Genomic DNA, 19,561 nt, shown 5'->3' on the forward strand with positions numbered 1-19,561 from the left:
GCGTCGCGCGATGTACATGGCCTGTTGGGTGGTGATCCGGCGACAGCCTGAGTTCAAGGCTCGGTATCAAGCATTACGCCAGAAAGGTAAATGCGCCAAAGTAGCGCTGATCGCCTGCATGCGAGTGTTGTTGATACGGCTGAATGCCATGATTCGAGAGAAAACTGAGTGGCGAGAACAGGCAGCCTAAACAGGCTGCGTGTTTTGTAAGGAATTTGCATGGCCTGGAGCCGTGGGAGTTCAGCTGTCTTCCGATAAGCCTTAAAAATAAAGTCATCAAGACAGTTGCTCCCACATTCGTTTTGTGGTGTGTTCGAAATTTAGCGGCGGTCGGCGACTACGCCAATCAGCACCAGCACCACCAACAACACCGGCGCCAGGCTGTAGTTGTTGAACTGGCTCAGGCCGCGAACGACCCACGGCGTGGCGTAGATCAGCGCCGCGCCGCTGCCGACCATGCACAACAGGGCCATCAGCGGAACGCGCAGGGCGCCGGCAATGCTGCCCAGACGTTGCTCGACCCAGGTCTTGAAATCCGAACCGAACAGCACCAGCAGACAGCCCACCAAGGCCAGGGCGATTTCCGACAGGTTACTGCGGCTCCATCGGGACACGGTGGCGAGCAGGTCGAGTATCAAATCCATTCGTTTTCCCTTAAGGCTGAAATCAGCTCAGAAATGTCTGCAGCAAGTCATTGAGAAACAGCTGTCCGCGCTCGGTGGCCGCCAGACGTGACGGTTCGACCTGCAACAAGCCACTTTGTTCGGCTTCACGGCGGTGTTCGGCGAGGCTTTCCAGGGTCATCCCGGTGCGCTCCGGGTACAGCCGCGATTCGACGCCCTCGGTCAGGCGCAGCGCGTTCATCAGGAACTCGAACGGCATCTCATCGTTGGTCAGCGCTTTCTCTCCGGCCTTGAAGCTTTTCGCCGGGTTGAGGTAGTCCTTGGGCAAGCGGGTCTTCCAGGTGCGCACGATGCGACCGTCCGGATGGCTGAGCTTGCCGTGGGCGCCAGCGCCGATGCCGATGAAGTCGCCGAAGCTCCAGTAATTGAGGTTATGCCGCGCCGGGCGACCCGGTTGCGCGTAAGCCGAGACTTCGTATTGCGCGTAACCGTGTTCGGCGAGCAGCGCCTGACCCGCTTCCTGAATGTCCCACAACGTGTCGTCTTCCGGCAGCGTCGGCGGCTGGTTCCAGAACACCGTGTTCGGCTCCAGCGTCAGCTGATACCAGGACAGGTGCGTCGGTTTCAGGGCGATGGCTGTACGCAGGTCGTTCAGGGCATCTTCCAGCGATTGATCGGGCAAGCCGTGCATCAAGTCCAGGTTGAAGTTATCGAACCCGGCCTGACGCGCCATGCCGGCGGCACGCACCGCTTCGTCACCGTTGTGAATCCGTCCCAGCGCCTTGAGTTTCTCTTCCTGAAAACTCTGGATGCCAATCGACAGGCGATTGATGCCCAGTTTCCGGTACGCCACGAACTTGTCTTGCTCGAACGTCCCCGGGTTGGCTTCCAGGGTGATTTCGATGTCGCTGGCAAACGGAATCCGTTGTTCGACGCCTTTGAGCAAACGGCCCAAGGCCTCGGCGCTGAACAGGCTAGGCGTGCCGCCGCCAAAGAAGATCGAGCTCAGCTCACGGCCGTACACCGCGTGCAGGTCCTGATCGAGGTCGGCCAGTAAGGCGTCGACATACTCTTCTTCCGGCAGCACCGGGCTGGCGGTGTGGGAGTTGAAGTCGCAATAAGGGCATTTGCGCACACACCACGGAATGTGGACGTACAGCGCCAAGGGCGGCAGCACTGGCAGTGCCGCCCGTGGCGATTGGGCGTCGCCGCCGTAGATCAGCGGTGACGCGGATGAGTCGTGGGTCATTTCAGTCCCAGACGCTGGCGCAGCAGATCCATTGCACGGGCGCGGTGGCTGATCTGGTTCTTGTCGCTCGGGCTCAGCTCGGCGCTGGAGCATTCGCGCTCCGGGACCCAGAACAGCGGGTCATAACCGAAACCATGCTCGCCACTGGCGGCCGGCAGGATACGCCCGTGCCACAGGCCTTCGCAGAGGATCGGCAACGGATCATCGGCGTGGCGAACCAGCGCGAGGACACACACGAACTGCGCGCCGCGCTCGGCTTGCGGCACGTCTTTCAAGACGTCGAGCAATTTGGCGTTGTTCGCCGCATCGCCCTTGCCGTCCGCATAACGAGCCGAATAGATACCTGGCGCACCGCCGAGGAAATCCACCGCCAGCCCTGAATCGTCGGCCAGTGCCGGCAAACCGGAAATGCGTGCGGCGTTGCGGGCCTTGAGGATGGCGTTTTCGACGAACGACAGGCCGGTTTCTTCCGGCTCGACGCTGCTGAACTCGCCGATCGAGCGCAGTTGCACCGAGTCGCCGAGCATGGCCTGGAGTTCCTTGAGTTTGCCGGCGTTATGGCTGGCCAGTACGAGTTGCGTGAAGTTGATCATTCGCCGGGGAAAAGCTCTTGGTTGAAATTGATGGTGTTGATTTTGTCACCGTTCTGCACCTTGATTTCGAAGGTGCGGATTTCCTGCTGGTCCACCGGGTATTGGGCGATGTAGTAAATCGCGCCCTGTTCGGTGATTTGTTTGAAGTTCAACGGCACGGTCTGGCTGGTCAGGTCCTTGACCGAGCCGGACACTGAAGCCACTAACGGCTTGCCGTCCTTGATCACGGACACATTAATCACGCCCTGATTCTTGCTGCGGATCAGCTCTGCCGCTTTGGCGATGTCCGGGGTCAGGTACGTGGAGTTGAAGGTGTTGTAGTGCACCGTCGTGTCGCCAAAGGTTTCCTGGCGTTCGCCCTTGATGGCATCAGCGGCCATGGCGGTGACGCTCAGGCAGGCAGTAAGTACAAACAGCGCTAGACGACCCATGTTCGTTCTCCTTGGAATGTCGTGGCTCAGACCGCGACCTTGTGATCCTGCAGCCCGGGGCTGCTGACGCGGTAAATACCGATCTCACCTAACAGATTAGGCCATAGCTTACTGGCCCACCCGTGCCGATGCTGTTGATCCACGGCAAGCCGATCAATGACCTTGGCTTCACGTTCGCGACACAACGCCTCAAAGTCTTCGAAAGTGCAGAAGTGGATGTTCGGCGTGTTGTACCAGGTGTACGGCAGAAACTCGGAAACCGGCATCCGCCCCTTGCTCGCCAGGTACCAGCGGCAGCGCCAGTGACCGAAGTTAGGGAAAGTGATGATGCACTGGCGACCGACGCGCAGCATTTCGTCGAGGATCTTGTCCGGGTAATGCACGGCTTGCAGCGCCTGGGTCATGACCACGACGTCGAAGCTGTTACTGGCAAAATTGCCGAGGCCCTTGTCCAGGTCCTGCTCGATGACGTTGATGCCCTTGGCCACGCACTCGGCGATGTTGTCCGGGTCGTTTTCCAGGCCATAGCCGGTGACTTGCTTGTGGTCGCGCAGCCAGGTCAGCAGTTCGCCATCACCGCAGCCGAGGTCGAGCACGCGGCTGCCGGCGGGGATCCATTCCTGGATGATTTCCAGATCAGCTCTCATGGCTTTCTCACAACTTGATTCGGTTCATGTAGTTGCTGAACGCCTGCAGATAGCGCGGGATCGGAATCAGGAAGGCGTCGTGGCCTTGCGGAGCGTCGATCTCGAGGTAGCAGACGTCTTTCTTGGCCGCCATCAGCGCGTCCACCAGTTCGCGCGAGCGGGCAGGGGAGAAGCGCCAGTCTGTGGTGAAGGACATCACGCAGAACTTGGCCTGGGCATTGGCGAAGGTTTTCGCCAGGTCATCGTCGAAGTTCGCTGCCGGGTCGAAGTAATCCAGCGCCTTGGTCATCAGCAGATAGGTATTGGCGTCGAAACGTCCGGAGAACTCTTCACCCTGATAACGCAGGTAGCTTTCGACCTGGAACTCGACGCTGTGGAAGTCGTAGTTGAGCTTCTCACTCTTCAGGCCGCGGCCGAATTTCTCGCCCATGGAGTCATCGGACAGGTAGGTGATGTGCCCGACCATCCGCGCCAGCATCAAGCCGCGCTTGGGAATTACGCCCGCTTCCTGGAACGAACCGCCGTGGAACTCGGGATCGGTGAGGATGGCCTGACGTGCCACTTCGTTGAAGGCGATGTTCTGTGCCGACAGCTTGGGCGCCGAGGCGATGGCCAGGCAATGACGAATGCGCTCCGGGTAGGTGATGCTCCATTGCATCGCCTGCATGCCGCCGAGGCTGCCACCAATCACGGCCGCCCATTGGCTGACGCCGATGCGGTCGGCCAGACGCGCCTGGCTGTGCACCCAGTCTTCCACGGTCAGCACCGGGAAATCGGCGCCAAACGGCTTGCCGGTCTCCGGATTGATGCTGCTCGGGCCAGTGGAGCCGTTGCAACCGCCGAGGTTGTTCAGGCTGACGACGAAAAATTTGCGGGTGTCGATCGGTTTGCCGGGACCGATGCAGCTGTCCCACCAACCGGGTTTACGGTCGTCGGTGCTGTGAAAACCGGCAGCGTGATGATGACCGGACAACGCATGGCAAATCAGCACGGCGTTGCTCGCCGTGGCGTTCAGCGTGCCGTAGGTCTCGTAGATCAGGTCATAAGCTGGAAGCGAACGCCCGCAGGCCAGGGCCAGGGGTTCGCTGAAGTGCGCCACTTGCGGCGTCACCAGACCAACAGAATCGGCGGGAAAGGCAGTTGGCATCGACCCTGCTCTCGTTGAAATGAGGCGTAAGTCTAAAGACCGGTGGGGTTAGCGGCAAGCAAAGGGCTGAGCTGATTTTCCCTGTCAGACCGAGGCGCGGCCATCGCGGGCAAGCCACGCTCAGACAGGGGAACGCATTCCAATGTGGGAGCGGGCTTGCTCGCGAAGAACGATGACGCGGTGAGCCTGCCGATCAAATCAGGCCGAGCAGCCCCTGCGGCATGAAGGCAAAGTACGCCAGGCGCGGGATCAGCCAGCTTTGCAGCAACTGGATCACGATGAAGGCGAAGATCGGCGAAATGTCGAGACCGCCCAGATTCGGGATGATCTTACGGAACGGCGCGAGCACCGGTTCAGTAATCTGCGCGACCAGCTCGGCGCCCGGATTGTGGCTGCCCGGGGCGACCCAGGACAGGATCACGCTGATGATCATGGCGTAGAACAGGATGTTCAAAAACAGCGAGAACAGCGCAATCAGGGCCCATGGCACCAACAGCAACCAGTCGACCATGAAGCCTTTGAGCGCGAGGATGACGGCGATCAGCAGCATCTGGATGATCAGCGCCAGCACCAGCGACGACATGTCGAGCCCGAACATGCTCGGGATCACCCGGCGCAGTGGCTTGAGCAGCGGTTGTGTGGCTTTGACGATGAACTGGCAGAGCGGGTTGTAGAAGTTCGCCCGAACCAGTTGCAGGATGAAACGCATCAGTACGATCAGCAGGTACAGGCTGCCAAGGGTTTTAATGATGAAAATGGCAGCGTCATTGAGTCCGAGCATCTTTGATTCCTTTGTAAGAGCTGATTAGCGACCGAGTTGCTCAGCCATCTCGGCCGAGCGATGCGCGGCGGCGCCGAGTGCTGTTTCGACCAGGGCTTCGAAGCCACCGGCCTGGAATGACTTGATCGCAGCTTCCGTGGTGCCCGCAGGCGACGTTACACGACGACGCAGTTCGGCAGCATCGACATCGCTGGCAACCGCCATGTGTGCGGCGCCCAGTGCGGTTTGCAGGGTCAGTTGCGCGGCGATGTCTGCCGGCAGGCCGAGTTTCACGCCGGCGGCGGTCATGGCTTCGATCAGCAGGAAGAAGTACGCGGGGCCCGAGCCGGAAACGGCGGTGACCGCGTCCAGTTGCTGTTCTTCGTTCAGCCACAGGGCGATGCCCACGGCCGACAGCAGTTCTTGCGCTTGCTGGCGTTGATCGGCGTTCACTTCGGCGGTGGCATACAAGCCGCTCACGCCCTGACGCAGCAGCGCCGGGGTGTTGGGCATGCAGCGCACGATCGGCTGGGCGCCGAGCCAGTTGTTCATGCTGGCGCAGGTGATGCCAGCGGCAATCGAGACCACCAGTTGATTTTGCTTCAGGCTCGGGCGAATCGCTTCGCATACGGTTTTCATCGCCTGGGGTTTGACCGCCAATACGACAACGTCGGCATCCCGGATAGCGTCGGCGTTGTCGGCGAAGACTTCGATACCGTGTTCGGCAGCCACCTTGGCGCGGGTTTCAGCACCCGGATCGCTGGCGCGGATTTGCGAGGCGTCCAGACCTTTGGCGCGCAGGCCGCCGATCAGGCTGGCGGCCATGTTACCGGCACCGATAAAGGCAATACGGGTTTTGCTCATGTCAGGTCCTTAATAAAGAAAGTGGTCAAGGCTGGCTGTAGTCGCGGGCGCCGAACAGGGCCGTACCGATACGGACCCACGTAGCGCCTTGGGCGATGGCCGACTCGAGGTCATGGCTCATGCCCATGGAAAGCGTGTCGAGCGGCAGGTTCAGGCTGGCTTGCAGGCTTTGCACGGCAGCAAAAGCGGCATCCTGTTCAGCGCGATCATCCGTCGGCTCGGGAATCGCCATCAACCCGCGCAGATGAAGGCGCGGCAATTCGTTGATGGCCTTGGCCAGCGCTGGCAGGTCGGTCGGGGTGCAGCCGGATTTGCTGGCTTCACCGCTGACGTTGACCTGGATGCAGATGTTCAGGGGCGGCAGATCGGCAGGACGTTGTTCGGACAGGCGTTGTGCGATTTTCAAACGATCCACGGAATGCACCCAGGCGAAGTGCTCGGCGATAGCGCGAGTCTTGTTCGATTGAATGGGGCCGATGAAGTGCCAGATCAAGGGCAGGTCGGCCAGTTCGAGCTGTTTGCCCAACGCCTCCTGCAGGTAGTTCTCGCCAAAGTCGTGCAGGCCGGCGGCATACGCTTCGCGCAGGGCTTCGGCGGGTTTGGTCTTGCTCACGGCCAGCAGCTGAACGCTGTGCTCATCGCGCTGGGCGGCCAGGGCGGCAGCACGGATGCGTGAACTAACCTGAGCAATGTTGTCTGCTATCGTGGACATTCAATGTGCGCCAGCGGTCTGAAGGTTCGCGGCATTCTACTGGAATTGAGGGGCGCTATGGATATCACTGAACTGCTGGCTTTCAGCGCTAAACAGGGCGCATCCGACCTGCACTTGTCCGCCGGACTGCCGCCGATGATCCGTGTCGACGGCGATGTGCGACGCATCAACCTGCCGGCCCTCGACCATAAACAGGTGCTGGCGCTGATCTACGACATCATGAACGACACCCAGCGGGTGGACTTCGAGAAACACCTGGAAACCGATTTTTCCTTTGAAGTGCCCGGTGTGGCGCGCTTCCGGGTCAATGCCTTTAACCAGAACCGTGGTGCAGGCGCCGTGTTCCGGACCATTCCGTCGAAGGTCCTGAGCATGGACGACCTCGGCATGGGCGAGGTGTTTCGCAAAATTACCGACGCGCCGCGGGGGCTGGTGCTGGTGACGGGCCCGACCGGCTCCGGCAAGTCCACCACGTTGGCGGCGATGATCGATTACCTGAACAACCATCGCCATCACCACATCCTCACCATCGAAGACCCGATCGAGTTCGTCCACGAATCGCGCAAATGCCTGATCAACCAGCGCGAAGTGCATCGTGATACGCGTAGCTTTGCGACTGCCCTGCGCTCGGCACTGAGGGAGGACCCGGACGTGATTTTGGTGGGGGAGATGCGCGATCTGGAAACCATTCGCCTGGCGCTGACCGCCGCCGAGACCGGGCATCTGGTGTTCGGCACGCTGCACACCACGTCAGCGGCGAAAACCATCGACCGGGTGGTGGATGTGTTTCCGGGGGATGAGAAATCGATGGTGCGTTCGATGCTGTCCGAGTCGTTGCTGGCAGTGGTGTCGCAGTCGCTGGTGAAGAAAATTGGAGGCGGGCGGATTGCGGCGCACGAGATCATGCTCGGCACGTCGGCGATTCGTAACCTGATCCGCGAAGACAAGGTCGCGCAGATGTACTCGTCGATTCAGACCGGTGGAAACCTGGGGATGCAGACGCTGGATATGTGTTTGAAGGACTTGGTGACCAAGGGCTTGATCAGCCGCGAGCATGCGCGGGAGAAGGCGCGGTCGCCGGATAACTTTTGAGGATTGGAATGCAGCCTTGTGGCGAGGGGGCTTGCCCCCGTTGGAGTGCGAAGCAGCCCCAAAAAATCGGGAGCGCTGCGCACTCCAGCGGGAGCAAGCTCCCTCGCCACAGATGCCCGCTTTCAGGTGGGCAGTGTCGGATCAGCGCTGAACGACGCGCATCTGATTCGGTTCTTTCGGCAGAACCCGCTTGGCAACCACGTAGTGGCTTTCCCAGTACGGCTTCTTCAGCGTATCGATGGTCACCGACTTGCCACGACGTGGGGCGTGGATGAAGCGGTCGTTGCCCAGGTAGATGGCAACGTGATTGACCCGGCGGCTCTTGATGTTGAAGAAAATCAGGTCGCCCGGCTTCAGATCGCTGCGATTGACTTTCTCGCCATGACCGCTGGCCATGGCGTTGGAGGTGCGCGGCAGGTCAAACGTGGCGTCGTTGAACGCATATTTCACCAGGCCACTGCAGTCGAACCCTTTACTTGGGCTGCTGCCGCCCCAACGGTAAGGAGTACCGAGGACGTTTACAGCGCGGCTCAGCACGTTGCTGCTGGTCTTGCTCGACATCGGCGGAACAAGTTTGCTGTTGTCACTCAGCTGGGCCGAATGTTTTGCATTTTGTTTGTTTTTGCTCGAAGGAGCAGAAACATGGGATTTTGGGGTGTAACCATTAACGTTTGGAAGACGTTGCTCACGATTGGTGGCGTGGGCGGCCAGTGGCATCAAAAGGCAAATGGTTAGCCATGTCTTGAAAAATGGACGCATTAGGCAGGGCTCGAATAGGTGAACGCGCAACTTTATAACAGCTTTTTTTGACCTTCCGAGGCCGTTGGTCGATTCAACCTGGTGGTCAATGGAACCAAACAAGCGGCAAATGGACGCAATTGTCGGACAGAAGTCAGGTGCTATAAGGCTTTGACGGACATCAAGGTAGCATTTGCCATACGTCGGCAACCTGTAAAAAAGTCACAAAGATTTAAAGAATATTTATCTATCGTGTGAATCGAGGTGCTCCATGAACAGCTATCAACAGTCCGCCGCGCATCAAGATACGCACAGCAAAGTGATCGGATATCTGCTGTGGATTTTTGGTTTTACCGGTGCTCACCGCTTCTATTACGGCAAGCCGGTGACCGGGACGATCTGGTTTTTCACCTTTGGCTTGCTGGGAATCGGCTGGCTGATCGACGTTTTTCTGATCCCGGCAATGGACCGTGAAGCGGACCTTCGGTTCACCGCGGGGCCGATCGAATACAACGTGGCGTGGATTCTGCTGACGTTTCTAGGGGTGTTCGGTGTACATCGGATGTATCAGGGGAAGTGGATCAGCGGCTTGCTGTACTTGGTGACGGGCGGGTTGTTCTTTGTCGGGGTGCTGTATGACTTCTGGACGCTGAATGACCAGGTTTCGGTGCGTAACGCCCAGAATCGAGGCGCGTTCCAGTAAGCATTCGCGAGCAAGCCCGCTCCCACATTTGATCTGGTCGTTCACAAATCCAGTGTGGGAGCGGGCTTGCTCGCGAATGCAGGCAACCCGGTATTACGCCTGGTGGCTAATCCGGCCATCCACCAAGGTGTAGCGCACCACGCCCGGCAGGCTGTGCCCAAAGAACGGGCAGTTCTCACCCTTGGACAGCCAGGTTTCACCCGCCACTGTCGACGCCGCAGGGTCGAACAGCACGATATCCGCCGGCCCACCCACCGCCAGCTTACCGGCCGGCAAACGCAGCGCTTCGGCAGGCCCGGCACTCAAGCGCGCCAGCAGCGTCGGCAGGTCCAGCAAACCATCCTCCACCAGCGTCATCGCCAGCGGCAGCAGCAATTCAACGCTGCTGATGCCCGGCTCTGTCGCGCCGAACGGTGCCAGTTTGGCATCCCGCTCATGCGGTTGGTGATGGCTGGAAATGGCCGAGATCACGCCCGATTTCACCGCCGCACGCAGGCCGTCGCGGTCGGCGCGGGTGCGCAGCGGCGGCTGGACATGGTAGAGGCTGCTGAAGTCGATCAAGGCTTCATCCGTCAGGATCAGCTGATACAGCGCCACATCGGCGGTCACCGGCAGCCCACGGGCCTGGGCCTGAGCGATCAGGGCCACACCGCGAGCGCTGGTGAGCTGGCTGAAGTGCGCGCGCACGCCGCTTTGCTCGACCAGCAACAGGTCGCGGGCCAGGGCCACGGTTTCAGCCGTTTCCGGAATGCCCGGCAAACCGAGGAAGCTCGCGGTCGGGCCTTCATGGGCCAGGCCACCTTCGGCCAGATCGCGGTCCTGCGAATTGAAAATCACCGTCAGGTCGAACGTCGCCGCATATTCCAGCGCCCGGCACAAGGTGCGGGTGTTGCGGAAGCTCTCCAGGCCGTTGCCGAAGGCCACGCAGCCGGCATCGCGCAGGGCAACGAGCTCTGCCAGCTGCTCGCCGTCCAGGCCTTTGCTCAGGGCGCCGATCGGGAAGACCTTGGCGTTGCCGGCTTCACGGGCGCGGTCGAGAATCAGTTCGGCCACGGCCGAGGTGTCCAGCACCGGTTTGGTTTTCGGCGGGCAGCACAGGCTGGTCACGCCACCGGCGGCCGCGGCGCGGGTTTCGCTGATGATCGAACCTTTGCGGCTGTAGCCCGGCTCGCGCAGGGCGACGTTCAGGTCAACCAACCCGGGGGCGGCCACCAGGCCTTGGGCGTCAAGTGTGTCGACGGCGACAAAACCGGCGGGCGCGGCGCCCAGGGCGACGATCTTGCAGGCTTCAATGTGGATGTCAGTCACTTTATCCAGGCCAGAGGCTGGATCAATCACGCGTGCGCCGAGAATGCTGAGCTTCACTGGGCGTTCTCCTGCTCGAATTGACGTTGCGCAGTCTGCCCGCTCATGGCCATGGACAGCACAGCCATACGAATCGCAATACCGTAGGTCACCTGGTTGAGGATCACCGAGTGCGGACCGTCGGCCACCGCCGACTCAATCTCCACCCCACGGTTGATCGGCCCCGGATGCATGACGATGCAATCCGGCTTGGCCCCGGCCAGGCGCGCGGTGGTCAGGCCGAACAGGCGGTAGAACTCGCCCTCGCTCGGCAGCAGGCCACCGGCCATGCGCTCGCGTTGCAGGCGCAGCATGATCACCACGTCGACGTCTTTCAGGCCTTCGGTCATGTCGGTGTAGACCTTCACGCCGTATTGCTCGATGCCGATCGGTAGCAGGGTTTTCGGCGCGATCACGCGGATGTCCGGGCAACCCAGGGTTTTCAGCGCCAGCATGTTCGAACGTGCCACCCGCGAATGCAGGATGTCGCCAACGATGGCCACCGAGAGGTTTTCGAAGCCGCCCTTGTGTCGACGGATCGTCAGCATGTCGAGCATGCCCTGCGTCGGGTGCGCGTGCCGGCCGTCTCCGCCGTTGATGATCGCCACTTGCGGGCACACATGTTCGGCGATGAAGTGCGCCGCGCCGGAGTCACCGTGACGCACGACAAACATGTCGGCAGCCATGGCTTCCAGGTTGCGCAGGGTGTCGAGCAGGGTTTCGCCCTTGCTGGCCGACGAGGTCGACACGTTCAGGGTGATCACGTCTGCCGACAGCCGCTGGGCCGCCAGTTCGAAGGTGGTGCGGGTGCGGGTGGAGTTTTCGAAGAACACATTGCACACGGTCTTGCCGCGCAGCAACGGGACTTTCTTCACCGCCCGGGCGCCGACTTCGAGGAACGAGTCGGCGGTGTCGAGGATTTCTGTCAGCAGCTCGCGGCGCAAACCGTCGAGCGAGAGAAAGTGGCGCAGCTGGCCCTGATCATTGAGCTGCAGCGGGCGCTTGGTATCTAGAGGCGTCATCGCGAGGGGGACTCTCAATAGGGCGAATTAAAGGGCGAGGTCTTGCAGTTCAAGCTTGAGCTCGGGGCCGGACAGCTTGACCCGCTCATGGGCGGCCAGCGACAGCGTCGCGCCGACCACATTCGGGCTGATCGGCAACTCGCCGGCGTCGAGGTCCAGCAGGCAGACCAGCGTTACGCTGGCCGGGCGGCCGTAGTCGAACAGTTCGTTCATGGCGGCGCGGATGGTGCGGCCGCTCATGAGTACGTCGTCGATCAGCACCAGGTCCTGGCCTTCGATCTCGAACGGCAGCGCCGACGGGCGAACCTGCGGGTGCAGGCCGTTCTGGCTGAAATCGTCACGGTAGAAGGACACGTCCAGGGTGCCGAGCGGCGAATCGCTGCCCAGTTCTTCGAGCAACGCCTGGGCAACCCAGACGCCGCCGGTACGGATACCGATGTAACGCGGTTCGCTGATGCCACGGTGTTCCAGGTGTGCCTTGAGACGGATCGCCATCTGGCTGATCAGTTCGGCGGGATTGGGCAGGCTCATGGTTGCTCCTTCTTGGGCCCGAGCCGGATGCTGCTTGAAGGGTGGCTCGGGTTGTCGCTATAGAGAGTCGCTTGCAGCGGCTCTTGAGGATTCGTTGCTTCAGGACTCGAACAGCGCGCTGTTTTCGTCGAGCCAGCCTTGCAGCAGCAGGGCGGCGGCGATGGCATCGACCGGGTTGTCGCGGTAACTGCCTTTTTGCCCGCCGCGATCACGTCGCTCGCCTTTGGCTTCAAACGTGGTCAGGCGTTCATCGTGGGTATAGAAGGGCAAGTTGTAGCGACCGTTGAGGCGACGGGCGAACTTTTCCGCGCGCAGGCACATGTCGCTCGGAGTGCCGTCCATGTTTAAAGGCAGGCCGACCACCACCGCGTCAGGCTTCCACTCTTTAATCAGGGCTTCGACCTGATTCCAGTCGGGAACGCCGTTCTGCGCCTTCAAGGTGCACAGCTCGCGGGCCTGGCCGGTAATCACCTGGCCGACCGCGACACCGATCTGTTTGGTGCCGTAGTCAAACCCCAAAATCAGGCGCAGGGCCATCAGGCGTGCCCCGCCTGGCTGGTCAGCAGGCTGAGGTTGACGCCCAAGTGTTTGGCCGCCGCGTCCAGGCGCAATTCGCTGCTGGTGTTGAACAGGATGTCGGCGTCGTACGGGCAGGTCAGCCAGGCGTTCTGCGCCAGTTCGGCATCCAGCTGCCCGGCTTCCCAGCCGGCGTAACCGAGGGCGATCAGGCTTTTCGCCGGGCCCACGCCGTCGGCGATGGCGAACAGCACGTCCTGGGAAGTGGACAGAGCCAGTTCGTCTTCCAGATCAACGGTCGCCTGATAGCTCTGGCCCTTGGGATGCAGGACAAAACCACGATCGGTCTGTACCGGGCCACCGATGAAAATCGGCACATGCTGGCACAACGCTGGCGGCTCGATGTCCGGGCGCAGTTGCTCGAGGATGTCGGCCAGATTCAGGTCTTGCGGGCGGTTGACCACCAACCCCATGGCACCATTGGCGGTGTGCTCGACGATGTAGGTCAAGGTGTGCGCAAAGTTCGGGTCGGCCATGTGCGGCATGGCGATCAGGAAGTGATGCTTGAGGTAGCTGGGGCTGACGTTCTTCATGAGCGCTAGTGTGGCGTTGGAGGGGCAAACTGACAAGCTGGGGATGCCGCAATTTGGCAGTCGACACCGCTTAAATGTGGGAGCGGGCTTGTTGTGGCGAGGGGGCTTGCTCCCGCTCGAGTGCGCAGCGCTCGCATTTGTCGGGGGCTGCTTCGCAGCCCAGCGGGAGCAAGCTCCCTCGCCACAGGTTCTTCCTCCACCCTGGGGATTTGTGTGGGTCAGTTACTGGACAACCTGTCGCCGCGGGCAAACTTCCACGTGCGGATGATTTCCAGGCGGTCGATGTCCGAAAGGTCACCGGTAAACGGCGCAAACGGTGCCGCGAGCCTGACGATCCGCTGCGCCGCCTGATCCAGCAACGGCTGCCCCGACGATTCCAGCACCAGCACTTCATACAGCGAGCCATCGCGGTTGATCGAGACCATTAGGCGCAAATTGCCGTAAATCTGTTGGCGCCGAGCTTCGTCGGGGTAGTTGAGGTTGCCGATGCGCTCGACCTTCTTACGCCATTCGTCCTTATACCAGGCGCCTTTGTCTTTCATGGTCGAAGCAGCGCTTAGGCGGTGGATGCGCGGGCGTTTGGCGTACAGCTGTTGTTCGTTGGCCAGTTCCGCTTCGAGGCTGGCGATGTCGCTGGACAGCTGGGAGCTGTCAAACGTCGGCGCGGCCACTTCCGCTTTGGTTTGCGGTTTGACCTCTTCGTTCTTGGCCGGGGCTTTTTTCGGCTTCGGTGCGATGGTGGTCACGGCAGCCTTGGGCGGCGCTTCCTGTACTTCAGGTTTGGCGGCGGGTGGCGGTGTGACTTTTTGCACCTTGTTGTCCTGGAACGGCGCGATCTCGGTGGTCTTGGGGATCGCCTTTTTATCCAGGGTGCCGCTGCCTTGCTGATTTTCCTGGGCGAGGAAGTCGGCTTTTTCGGGCTTCTTTTCGCTTTTGAAGCTGGCGAGGGTGATTTCCAGGGTTTTGCTGATCTGTTTGGGCTCGACCATCGTAAAGCCGACGCCCAACAACAAGGCCAGGTGAATCAACGCCGCCAGAAACAGGGTAAAACCGAGGCGATCGGCCGGGCGCACGCCACGATGGGCGAGTTCAACGGGCAGATCGGACGGAAGTGTCATGACAAAAAAACCAACATCGCGTTTTTCACAGGCCGCGCATGATAACGCAATGTTGGTCGTGCCTTGGCTGTTCTATATCAACGAGCCTTGAGCTTCTGATCGATGGCATCCATCAGCAGGCCACCGATGTCGGTGCCGAACGCGTTATCAATCTCGCGAATGCACGTCGGGCTGGTGACGTTGATTTCGGTCAGGTGCTCACCGATCACGTCCAGACCTACAAACAGCAGGCCTTTCTCGCGAAGGGTCGGGCCGACTTGGGCGGCGATCCAGCGATCCTTGTCGGTCAACGGGCGAGCTTCGCCACGACCGCCGGCCGCCAGGTTGCCACGGGTTTCGCCAGCGGCAGGAATGCGCGCCAGGCAGTAATCCACCGGCTCGCCGTCGATCATCAGGATGCGCTTGTCGCCATCCTTGATTGCCGGCAGGTAGGCCTGGCCCATGATCTGCTGGGTGCCCAGCGCGGTCAGGGTTTCCAGAATCACCGACAGGTTCGGGTCGCCCGCACGGTGACGGAAAATCGACGTGCCGCCCATGCCGTCCAGCGGCTTGAGAATCACGTCGCCGTGTTTGGCGGCGAATTCACGCAGCACATCGGCGCGACGGCTGACCACGGTCGGCGGCGTGCATTGCGGGAACAGCGTAGCGAACAACTTTTCGTTGCAGTCACGCAGGCTCTGCGGCTTGTTGACCACCAACACGCCAGCACGCTCGGCCTGTTCCAGCAGGTAGGTGGAGTACACGAACTCCATGTCGAACGGCGGATCCTTGCGCATCAGGATCACGTCCAGGTCGCTCAGCAGCGCGTCGGTCTCGGCTTCCAGCTCGAACCATTTCTCCGGGTTGGCGAAGACTTTCAGCGGGCGCATCCGCGCCCGTGCTTCTCCTTCGCCCTGGTACAAATCGCGCTGTTCCATATAGAACAGTTCCCAGCCGCGCTTCTGCGCGGCCAGCAGCATGGCCAGCGAGCTATCCTTTTTATAGGAGATGCTGGCAATAGGATCCATGACAATCCCGACGCGAACGCTCATGGGTTTTTCCTCGAAAATGGATGGTCCGAACGGACATGAAAAAGTGGCGTCAGAGTGGCGCTGAGTGTGTTCCCGGTCAAGGAAAAACCACCGCAAAGCCCGGCCGATAGATTGCATTTGGAGACTGTGCTAAAAAGGCTGCCATGCCGTGCTGGCCCTTGAACATCAAGGGTTCCAGCCACCAAACGGACAATTTGTTTCGCAAAGGCGACGGTAGAGCATTTATGGATCAGCATTCCAGCGCCTTGAAGGTCATGGTGATCGACGATTCGAAGACGATTCGTCGCACCGCCGAAACGCTGTTGAAGAATGTGGGTTGTGAAGTCATTACGGCCATCGACGGTTTCGATGCGCTGGCCAAGATTGCCGATAACCATCCCGGCATCATCTTTGTCGACATCATGATGCCGCGTCTGGATGGCTATCAGACCTGCGCTTTAATCAAGAACAACAGTGCGTTCAAGTCCACGCCAGTGATTATGCTGTCGTCCAAGGACGGGCTGTTCGACAAGGCCAAGGGGCGCATCGTCGGCTCCGATCAGTTTTTGACCAAGCCTTTCAGCAAGGAAGAGCTGCTGAACGCGATCCAGGCCCATGTTCCGGGCTTCGCCGCCGTTTTGCCGCAGTAGGACACGCACAGTGACGCTCGGCCAGCGGGCCCGGCGTCGACAAGAATGGGGAAGACCATGGCACGTATTCTGATCGTCGATGATTCGCCGACCGAAATGTACAAACTGACCGGCATGCTGGAAAAGCACGGTCACGAAGTGTTGAAAGCCGAGAACGGCGCCGACGGCGTGGCCCTGGCCCGTCAGGAAAAACCTGACGCCGTGCTGATGGACATCGTCATGCCCGGCCTCAACGGTTTCCAGGCGACCCGCCAGTTGACCAAAGACCCGGACACCGGGCACATCCCGGTGATCATCATCACCACCAAGGATCAGGAAACCGACAAGGTCTGGGGCACGCGCCAGGGCGCCAAGGACTACCTGACCAAACCGGTCGACGAAGAGACCCTGATCAAAACCCTCAACAACGTACTGGCCGGTTGATCGTCCGGCCATGACCGAGTCGCTGACGGCTTTCGAACTGCTGCTGCAGATCGACCAGCGCTGTCGTTTGCTGGCGGCGGATCTGCCGTCGCAGCCGACCCGACAGGACAGCTGGAGCGGCATCGGTTTTCGCATGGGCGAGGATTGGTACGTCGCGCCGATGGGCGAAGTCAGCGAAGTCCTGCATGAACCGCGTTTCACCCAGTTGCCGGGGGTCAAATCCTGGGTCAAAGGGGTGGCCAACCTGCGTGGGCGATTACTGCCGGTCATGGATCTGTGCGGTTTTTTTGGCCACGAAGTCTCGGCGTCGCGCAAGCAGCGGCGGGTGTTGGTGGTGGAACATAACGAGGTGTTTGCCGGGTTGCTCGTCGACGAGGTTTTCGGCTTGCAGCATTTTGCTCAGGACAGCCTGGAGCCGGCAGTTCAGGCGAGCGGGCCGATGGCGGCGTTCGTCAAAGGCCGGTTCCAGCGCGAGCAGGCCTGGCAAGTATTCAGCCCGTTTGCGCTGGCGCAGTCGCAGGGCTTTATGCACGTGGCGCTCTAGTTGGCTCGCCACCTATTAAATGTGGGAGCGGGCTTGCTCGCGAAAGCGGTGGATCATTCAACATAGATGTCGATTGATAGACCGCTTTCGCGAGCAAGCCCGCTCCCACAAGGGTTACTCGGCGGGTTCTAAAGGTTGGTTAACAGGCGAGGACCGATGATAAAAACAAAAACAGGCAAGCCAGAAGGATCGCGCAGCCGCTCGCAGATCATCGCGCTGTTTATCGCGCTGATCGTGTTCATCATGCTGCTGTTCGCCAATTTCGCTTACCTCAACACCCAGGCCACGTACGACAAACAGTACATCGGCCACGCCGGTGAGCTGCGCGTGCTGTCCCAGCGCATCGCCAAAAATGCCACCGAGGCCGCTGCCGGCAAAGCGGCCGCGTTCAAGCTGCTCAGCGATGCGCGCAACGATTTCGCCCAGCGCTGGGGCTACCTGAAGAAGGGCGACCCGGCCACCGGCCTGCCGCCCGCGCCGTCCACCGTGCGCCCGGAAATGCGCGCCGTGCAGCTCGATTGGGAACGCCTGCTTAAGAACACCGACGCCATCCTTTCCAGCGAGCAGACCGTGCTGTCGCTGCATCAGGTGGCCGCGACCCTGGCCGAAACCGTGCCGCAGTTGCAGGTCGAGTACGAAAAAGTCGTCGAAATCCTCCTGCAACGGGGGGCCCCGGCGGCGCAGGTGGCGATGGCCCAGCGTCAATCGTTGCTGGCCGAGCGTATTTTGGGCGCGGTGAACACCGTGCTGTCCGGCGACGAAAACTCGCAGCAGGCCGCCGACGCCTTCGGTCGCGACGCTGCGCGTTTCGGCCAGGTGCTCAATGGCATGCTTCAGGGCAACGTGGCCCTGCACATCAGCCAGGTCGAGGACCGCGATGCTCGCGCCCGGTTGACCGAGATTTCCGAACTGTTCGAATTCGTCTCGGGCTCGGTGGATGAAATCCTCGAGACCTCGCCCGAACTGTTCAAGGTCCGTGAGTCGGCCACTAACATATTTACCCTGTCGCAAACCCTGCTCGACGAAGCCTCGCACCTGGCCACCGGTTTCGAAAACCTCGCCGGCGGGCGCAACACCGACACCATCGGCGGCTACGTGCTGGGTCTGCTGGCGCTGACGTCGATCATCCTGATCGGTCTGGTGATGGTTCGCGAAACCAACCGTCAGCTTCAGGAAACCGCCGAGAAAAACGAACGCAACCAGAACGCGATCATGCGCCTGCTGGACGAAATCGAAGACCTGGCCGACGGCGACTTGACCGTCACCGCCTCGGTGACCGAAGACTTCACCGGGACCATCGCCGACTCGATCAACTATTCCGTCGACCAATTGCGCGACCTGGTGGCGACCATCAACCTCACCGCCGGCCAGGTGGCCGCCGCCGTGCAGGAAACCCAGGCCACCGCCATGCACCTGGCGCAGGCCTCGGAGCATCAAGCGCAACAGATTTCCGAGGCCTCCACGGCCATTAACGACATGGCCCAGTCCATCGACCAGGTATCGGCCAACGCCGCCGAATCGTCGGCGGTGGCCGAGCGCTCGGTGGAAATTGCCAACAAGGGCAACGAGGTGGTGCACAACACCATCCACGGCATGGACAACATTCGCGAACAGATTCAGGACACCGCCAAGCGCATCAAGCGCCTGGGTGAGTCTTCCCAGGAAATTGGCGACATCGTCAGCCTGATCGATGACATTGCCGACCAGACCAACATCCTCGCGCTCAACGCCGCTATTCAGGCGTCGATGGCCGGTGATGCCGGTCGCGGATTTGCGGTGGTCGCCGACGAGGTGCAGCGCCTGGCCGAGCGCTCGTCCGCCGCCACCCGACAAATCGAAACCCTGGTGCGGGCGATCCAGACGGACACCAACGAAGCGGTTATTTCCATGGAACAGACCACCACCGAAGTGGTGCGTGGCGCGCGGCTGGCGCAGGATGCCGGTGTGGCCCTGGAAGAAATCGAAGGGGTATCGAAGACCCTCGCCGCGTTGATCCAGAGTATTTCCAACGCGGCGCAGCAACAAACCTCTTCGGCCGGGCAGATTTCCCTGACGATGAATGTGATTCAACAGATCACCTCGCAGACCTCGTCCGGCTCCACGGCCACCGCCGAGAGCATCGGCAACCTGGCGAAAATGGCCAGTCAGCTGCGGCGTTCGGTGTCCGGCTTCACCTTGCCGGCCGCCAAGGCGCAGGCGGCAGACAAAGCGTGAACCGTCCACAGGCATATGATTTTTGATTGGCGTAGGG

The 19,561-nt window shown here is 60.8% G+C and carries 23 protein-coding genes and 1 pseudogene; 7 read left to right on the forward strand and 17 right to left on the reverse strand.

What is annotated here, in order from left to right; translation table 11 throughout:
• Positions 1-190, forward strand: a pseudogene (locus tag EAH78_RS32490) (IS110 family transposase); the annotation flags it as partial.
• A 130-nt stretch (positions 191-320) separates the two neighbouring features.
• Here the strand turns inward: EAH78_RS32490 and EAH78_RS28150 are convergent.
• The 9 genes from EAH78_RS28150 to EAH78_RS28190 all read right to left on the reverse strand — a co-directional run bounded on the left by EAH78_RS28150 (position 321) and on the right by EAH78_RS28190 (position 7,026).
• Positions 321-644 (reverse strand): DUF3392 domain-containing protein, encoded by a 324-nt coding sequence (locus EAH78_RS28150; protein WP_140671083.1) that lies wholly within the window; start codon positions 642-644, stop codon positions 321-323.
• A gap of 22 nt (positions 645-666) precedes the next feature.
• Positions 667-1,872 carry a radical SAM family heme chaperone HemW gene (hemW, locus tag EAH78_RS28155; RefSeq protein ID WP_140671086.1) on the reverse strand — a complete coding sequence of 402 codons (1,206 nt, stop codon included), beginning with the start codon at positions 1,870-1,872 and terminating at the stop codon, positions 667-669.
• Positions 1,869-2,465, reverse strand: coding sequence for an RdgB/HAM1 family non-canonical purine NTP pyrophosphatase (gene rdgB, locus EAH78_RS28160; protein WP_140671088.1), 597 nt, complete (start codon positions 2,463-2,465; stop codon positions 1,869-1,871). The genes hemW and rdgB overlap by 4 nt, the downstream gene beginning before the upstream one ends.
• Entirely contained in the window at positions 2,462-2,896 is a 435-nt protein-coding gene (locus EAH78_RS28165; protein ID WP_140671090.1) for a DUF4426 domain-containing protein, read from the reverse strand. Before EAH78_RS28165 ends, rdgB begins: the two co-directional genes overlap by 4 nt.
• 26 nt (positions 2,897-2,922) lie before the next feature.
• Positions 2,923-3,543 carry a methionine biosynthesis protein MetW gene (gene metW, locus EAH78_RS28170; RefSeq protein ID WP_140671092.1) on the reverse strand — a complete coding sequence of 207 codons (621 nt, stop codon included), beginning with the start codon at positions 3,541-3,543 and terminating at the stop codon, positions 2,923-2,925.
• Between the two features lie 7 nt (positions 3,544-3,550).
• The gene (gene metX, locus EAH78_RS28175) at positions 3,551-4,690 is read right to left on the reverse strand and encodes a homoserine O-succinyltransferase MetX (protein WP_140671094.1); all 1,140 of its coding nucleotides are present in this window, start codon (positions 4,688-4,690) and stop codon (positions 3,551-3,553) included.
• A 193-nt stretch (positions 4,691-4,883) separates the two neighbouring features.
• Positions 4,884-5,471 carry a YggT family protein gene (locus EAH78_RS28180; protein ID WP_123434731.1) on the reverse strand — a complete coding sequence of 196 codons (588 nt, stop codon included), beginning with the start codon at positions 5,469-5,471 and terminating at the stop codon, positions 4,884-4,886.
• A gap of 24 nt (positions 5,472-5,495) precedes the next feature.
• Complete coding sequence (proC, locus tag EAH78_RS28185; protein ID WP_140671096.1) at positions 5,496-6,314, reverse strand: pyrroline-5-carboxylate reductase; 819 nt, start codon at positions 6,312-6,314, stop codon at positions 5,496-5,498.
• A 25-nt stretch (positions 6,315-6,339) separates the two neighbouring features.
• On the reverse strand, positions 6,340-7,026 hold the full coding sequence (locus tag EAH78_RS28190) for a YggS family pyridoxal phosphate-dependent enzyme (protein WP_140671098.1): 687 nt from the start codon (positions 7,024-7,026) through the stop codon (positions 6,340-6,342).
• A gap of 57 nt (positions 7,027-7,083) precedes the next feature.
• Here EAH78_RS28190 and EAH78_RS28195 point away from each other — a divergent pair, with 57 nt between their 5' ends.
• Complete coding sequence (locus EAH78_RS28195) at positions 7,084-8,118, forward strand: type IV pilus twitching motility protein PilT (protein ID WP_140671101.1); 1,035 nt, start codon at positions 7,084-7,086, stop codon at positions 8,116-8,118.
• Positions 8,119-8,259: 141 nt separating this feature from the next.
• On the opposite strand, the gene EAH78_RS28205 is transcribed toward EAH78_RS28195, so the two are convergent.
• Positions 8,260-8,877, reverse strand: a complete 618-nt coding sequence (locus tag EAH78_RS28205; RefSeq protein WP_140671307.1) for a C40 family peptidase — start codon at positions 8,875-8,877, stop codon at positions 8,260-8,262.
• A gap of 250 nt (positions 8,878-9,127) precedes the next feature.
• Between EAH78_RS28205 and EAH78_RS28210 the strand changes: the two genes are divergently transcribed.
• Positions 9,128-9,559 (forward strand): NINE protein, encoded by a 432-nt coding sequence (locus EAH78_RS28210; RefSeq protein ID WP_046029742.1) that lies wholly within the window; start codon positions 9,128-9,130, stop codon positions 9,557-9,559.
• A gap of 93 nt (positions 9,560-9,652) precedes the next feature.
• Here EAH78_RS28210 and EAH78_RS28215 read toward each other — a convergent pair whose 3' ends face one another.
• The 7 genes from EAH78_RS28215 to gshB form a co-directional block, all read right to left on the reverse strand.
• On the reverse strand, positions 9,653-10,924 hold the full coding sequence (locus tag EAH78_RS28215) for a dihydroorotase (RefSeq protein WP_140671103.1): 1,272 nt from the start codon (positions 10,922-10,924) through the stop codon (positions 9,653-9,655).
• Complete coding sequence (locus tag EAH78_RS28220) at positions 10,921-11,925, reverse strand: aspartate carbamoyltransferase catalytic subunit (protein ID WP_046029744.1); 1,005 nt, start codon at positions 11,923-11,925, stop codon at positions 10,921-10,923. The genes EAH78_RS28215 and EAH78_RS28220 overlap by 4 nt, the downstream gene beginning before the upstream one ends.
• 27 nt (positions 11,926-11,952) lie before the next feature.
• Positions 11,953-12,456, reverse strand: coding sequence for a bifunctional pyr operon transcriptional regulator/uracil phosphoribosyltransferase PyrR (gene pyrR, locus EAH78_RS28225; RefSeq protein ID WP_140671105.1), 504 nt, complete (start codon positions 12,454-12,456; stop codon positions 11,953-11,955).
• A gap of 99 nt (positions 12,457-12,555) precedes the next feature.
• A complete protein-coding gene (gene ruvX / locus EAH78_RS28230) occupies positions 12,556-12,993 on the reverse strand; it encodes a Holliday junction resolvase RuvX (protein WP_007945492.1) in 438 nt (145 codons plus the stop codon).
• The gene (locus tag EAH78_RS28235; protein WP_140671309.1) at positions 12,993-13,565 is read right to left on the reverse strand and encodes a YqgE/AlgH family protein; all 573 of its coding nucleotides are present in this window, start codon (positions 13,563-13,565) and stop codon (positions 12,993-12,995) included. The genes ruvX and EAH78_RS28235 overlap by 1 nt, the downstream gene beginning before the upstream one ends.
• 218 nt (positions 13,566-13,783) lie before the next feature.
• Positions 13,784-14,683, reverse strand: coding sequence for an energy transducer TonB (locus EAH78_RS28240; RefSeq protein WP_140671107.1), 900 nt, complete (start codon positions 14,681-14,683; stop codon positions 13,784-13,786).
• 77 nt (positions 14,684-14,760) lie between these two features.
• Positions 14,761-15,714 (reverse strand): glutathione synthase, encoded by a 954-nt coding sequence (gene gshB / locus EAH78_RS28245; protein ID WP_123434720.1) that lies wholly within the window; start codon positions 15,712-15,714, stop codon positions 14,761-14,763.
• A 224-nt stretch (positions 15,715-15,938) separates the two neighbouring features.
• Here gshB and pilG point away from each other — a divergent pair, with 224 nt between their 5' ends.
• The 4 genes from pilG (at position 15,939) to EAH78_RS28265 (ending at position 19,524) form a co-directional block, all read left to right on the forward strand.
• The gene (gene pilG, locus EAH78_RS28250) at positions 15,939-16,343 is read left to right on the forward strand and encodes a twitching motility response regulator PilG (protein ID WP_027926573.1); all 405 of its coding nucleotides are present in this window, start codon (positions 15,939-15,941) and stop codon (positions 16,341-16,343) included.
• A 57-nt stretch (positions 16,344-16,400) separates the two neighbouring features.
• The gene (gene pilH, locus EAH78_RS28255) at positions 16,401-16,766 is read left to right on the forward strand and encodes a twitching motility response regulator PilH (RefSeq protein WP_027926574.1); all 366 of its coding nucleotides are present in this window, start codon (positions 16,401-16,403) and stop codon (positions 16,764-16,766) included.
• Between the two features lie 10 nt (positions 16,767-16,776).
• Positions 16,777-17,310 (forward strand): chemotaxis protein CheW, encoded by a 534-nt coding sequence (locus EAH78_RS28260; protein WP_140671109.1) that lies wholly within the window; start codon positions 16,777-16,779, stop codon positions 17,308-17,310.
• Between the two features lie 156 nt (positions 17,311-17,466).
• Positions 17,467-19,524 (forward strand): methyl-accepting chemotaxis protein, encoded by a 2,058-nt coding sequence (locus tag EAH78_RS28265; protein ID WP_140671111.1) that lies wholly within the window; start codon positions 17,467-17,469, stop codon positions 19,522-19,524.
• The last annotated feature ends 37 nt before the right edge of the window (positions 19,525-19,561 follow it).

It is taken from the genome of Pseudomonas arsenicoxydans, from assembly GCF_006438915.1.
Classification (GTDB): domain Bacteria; phylum Pseudomonadota; class Gammaproteobacteria; order Pseudomonadales; family Pseudomonadaceae; genus Aquipseudomonas; species Aquipseudomonas arsenicoxydans_A.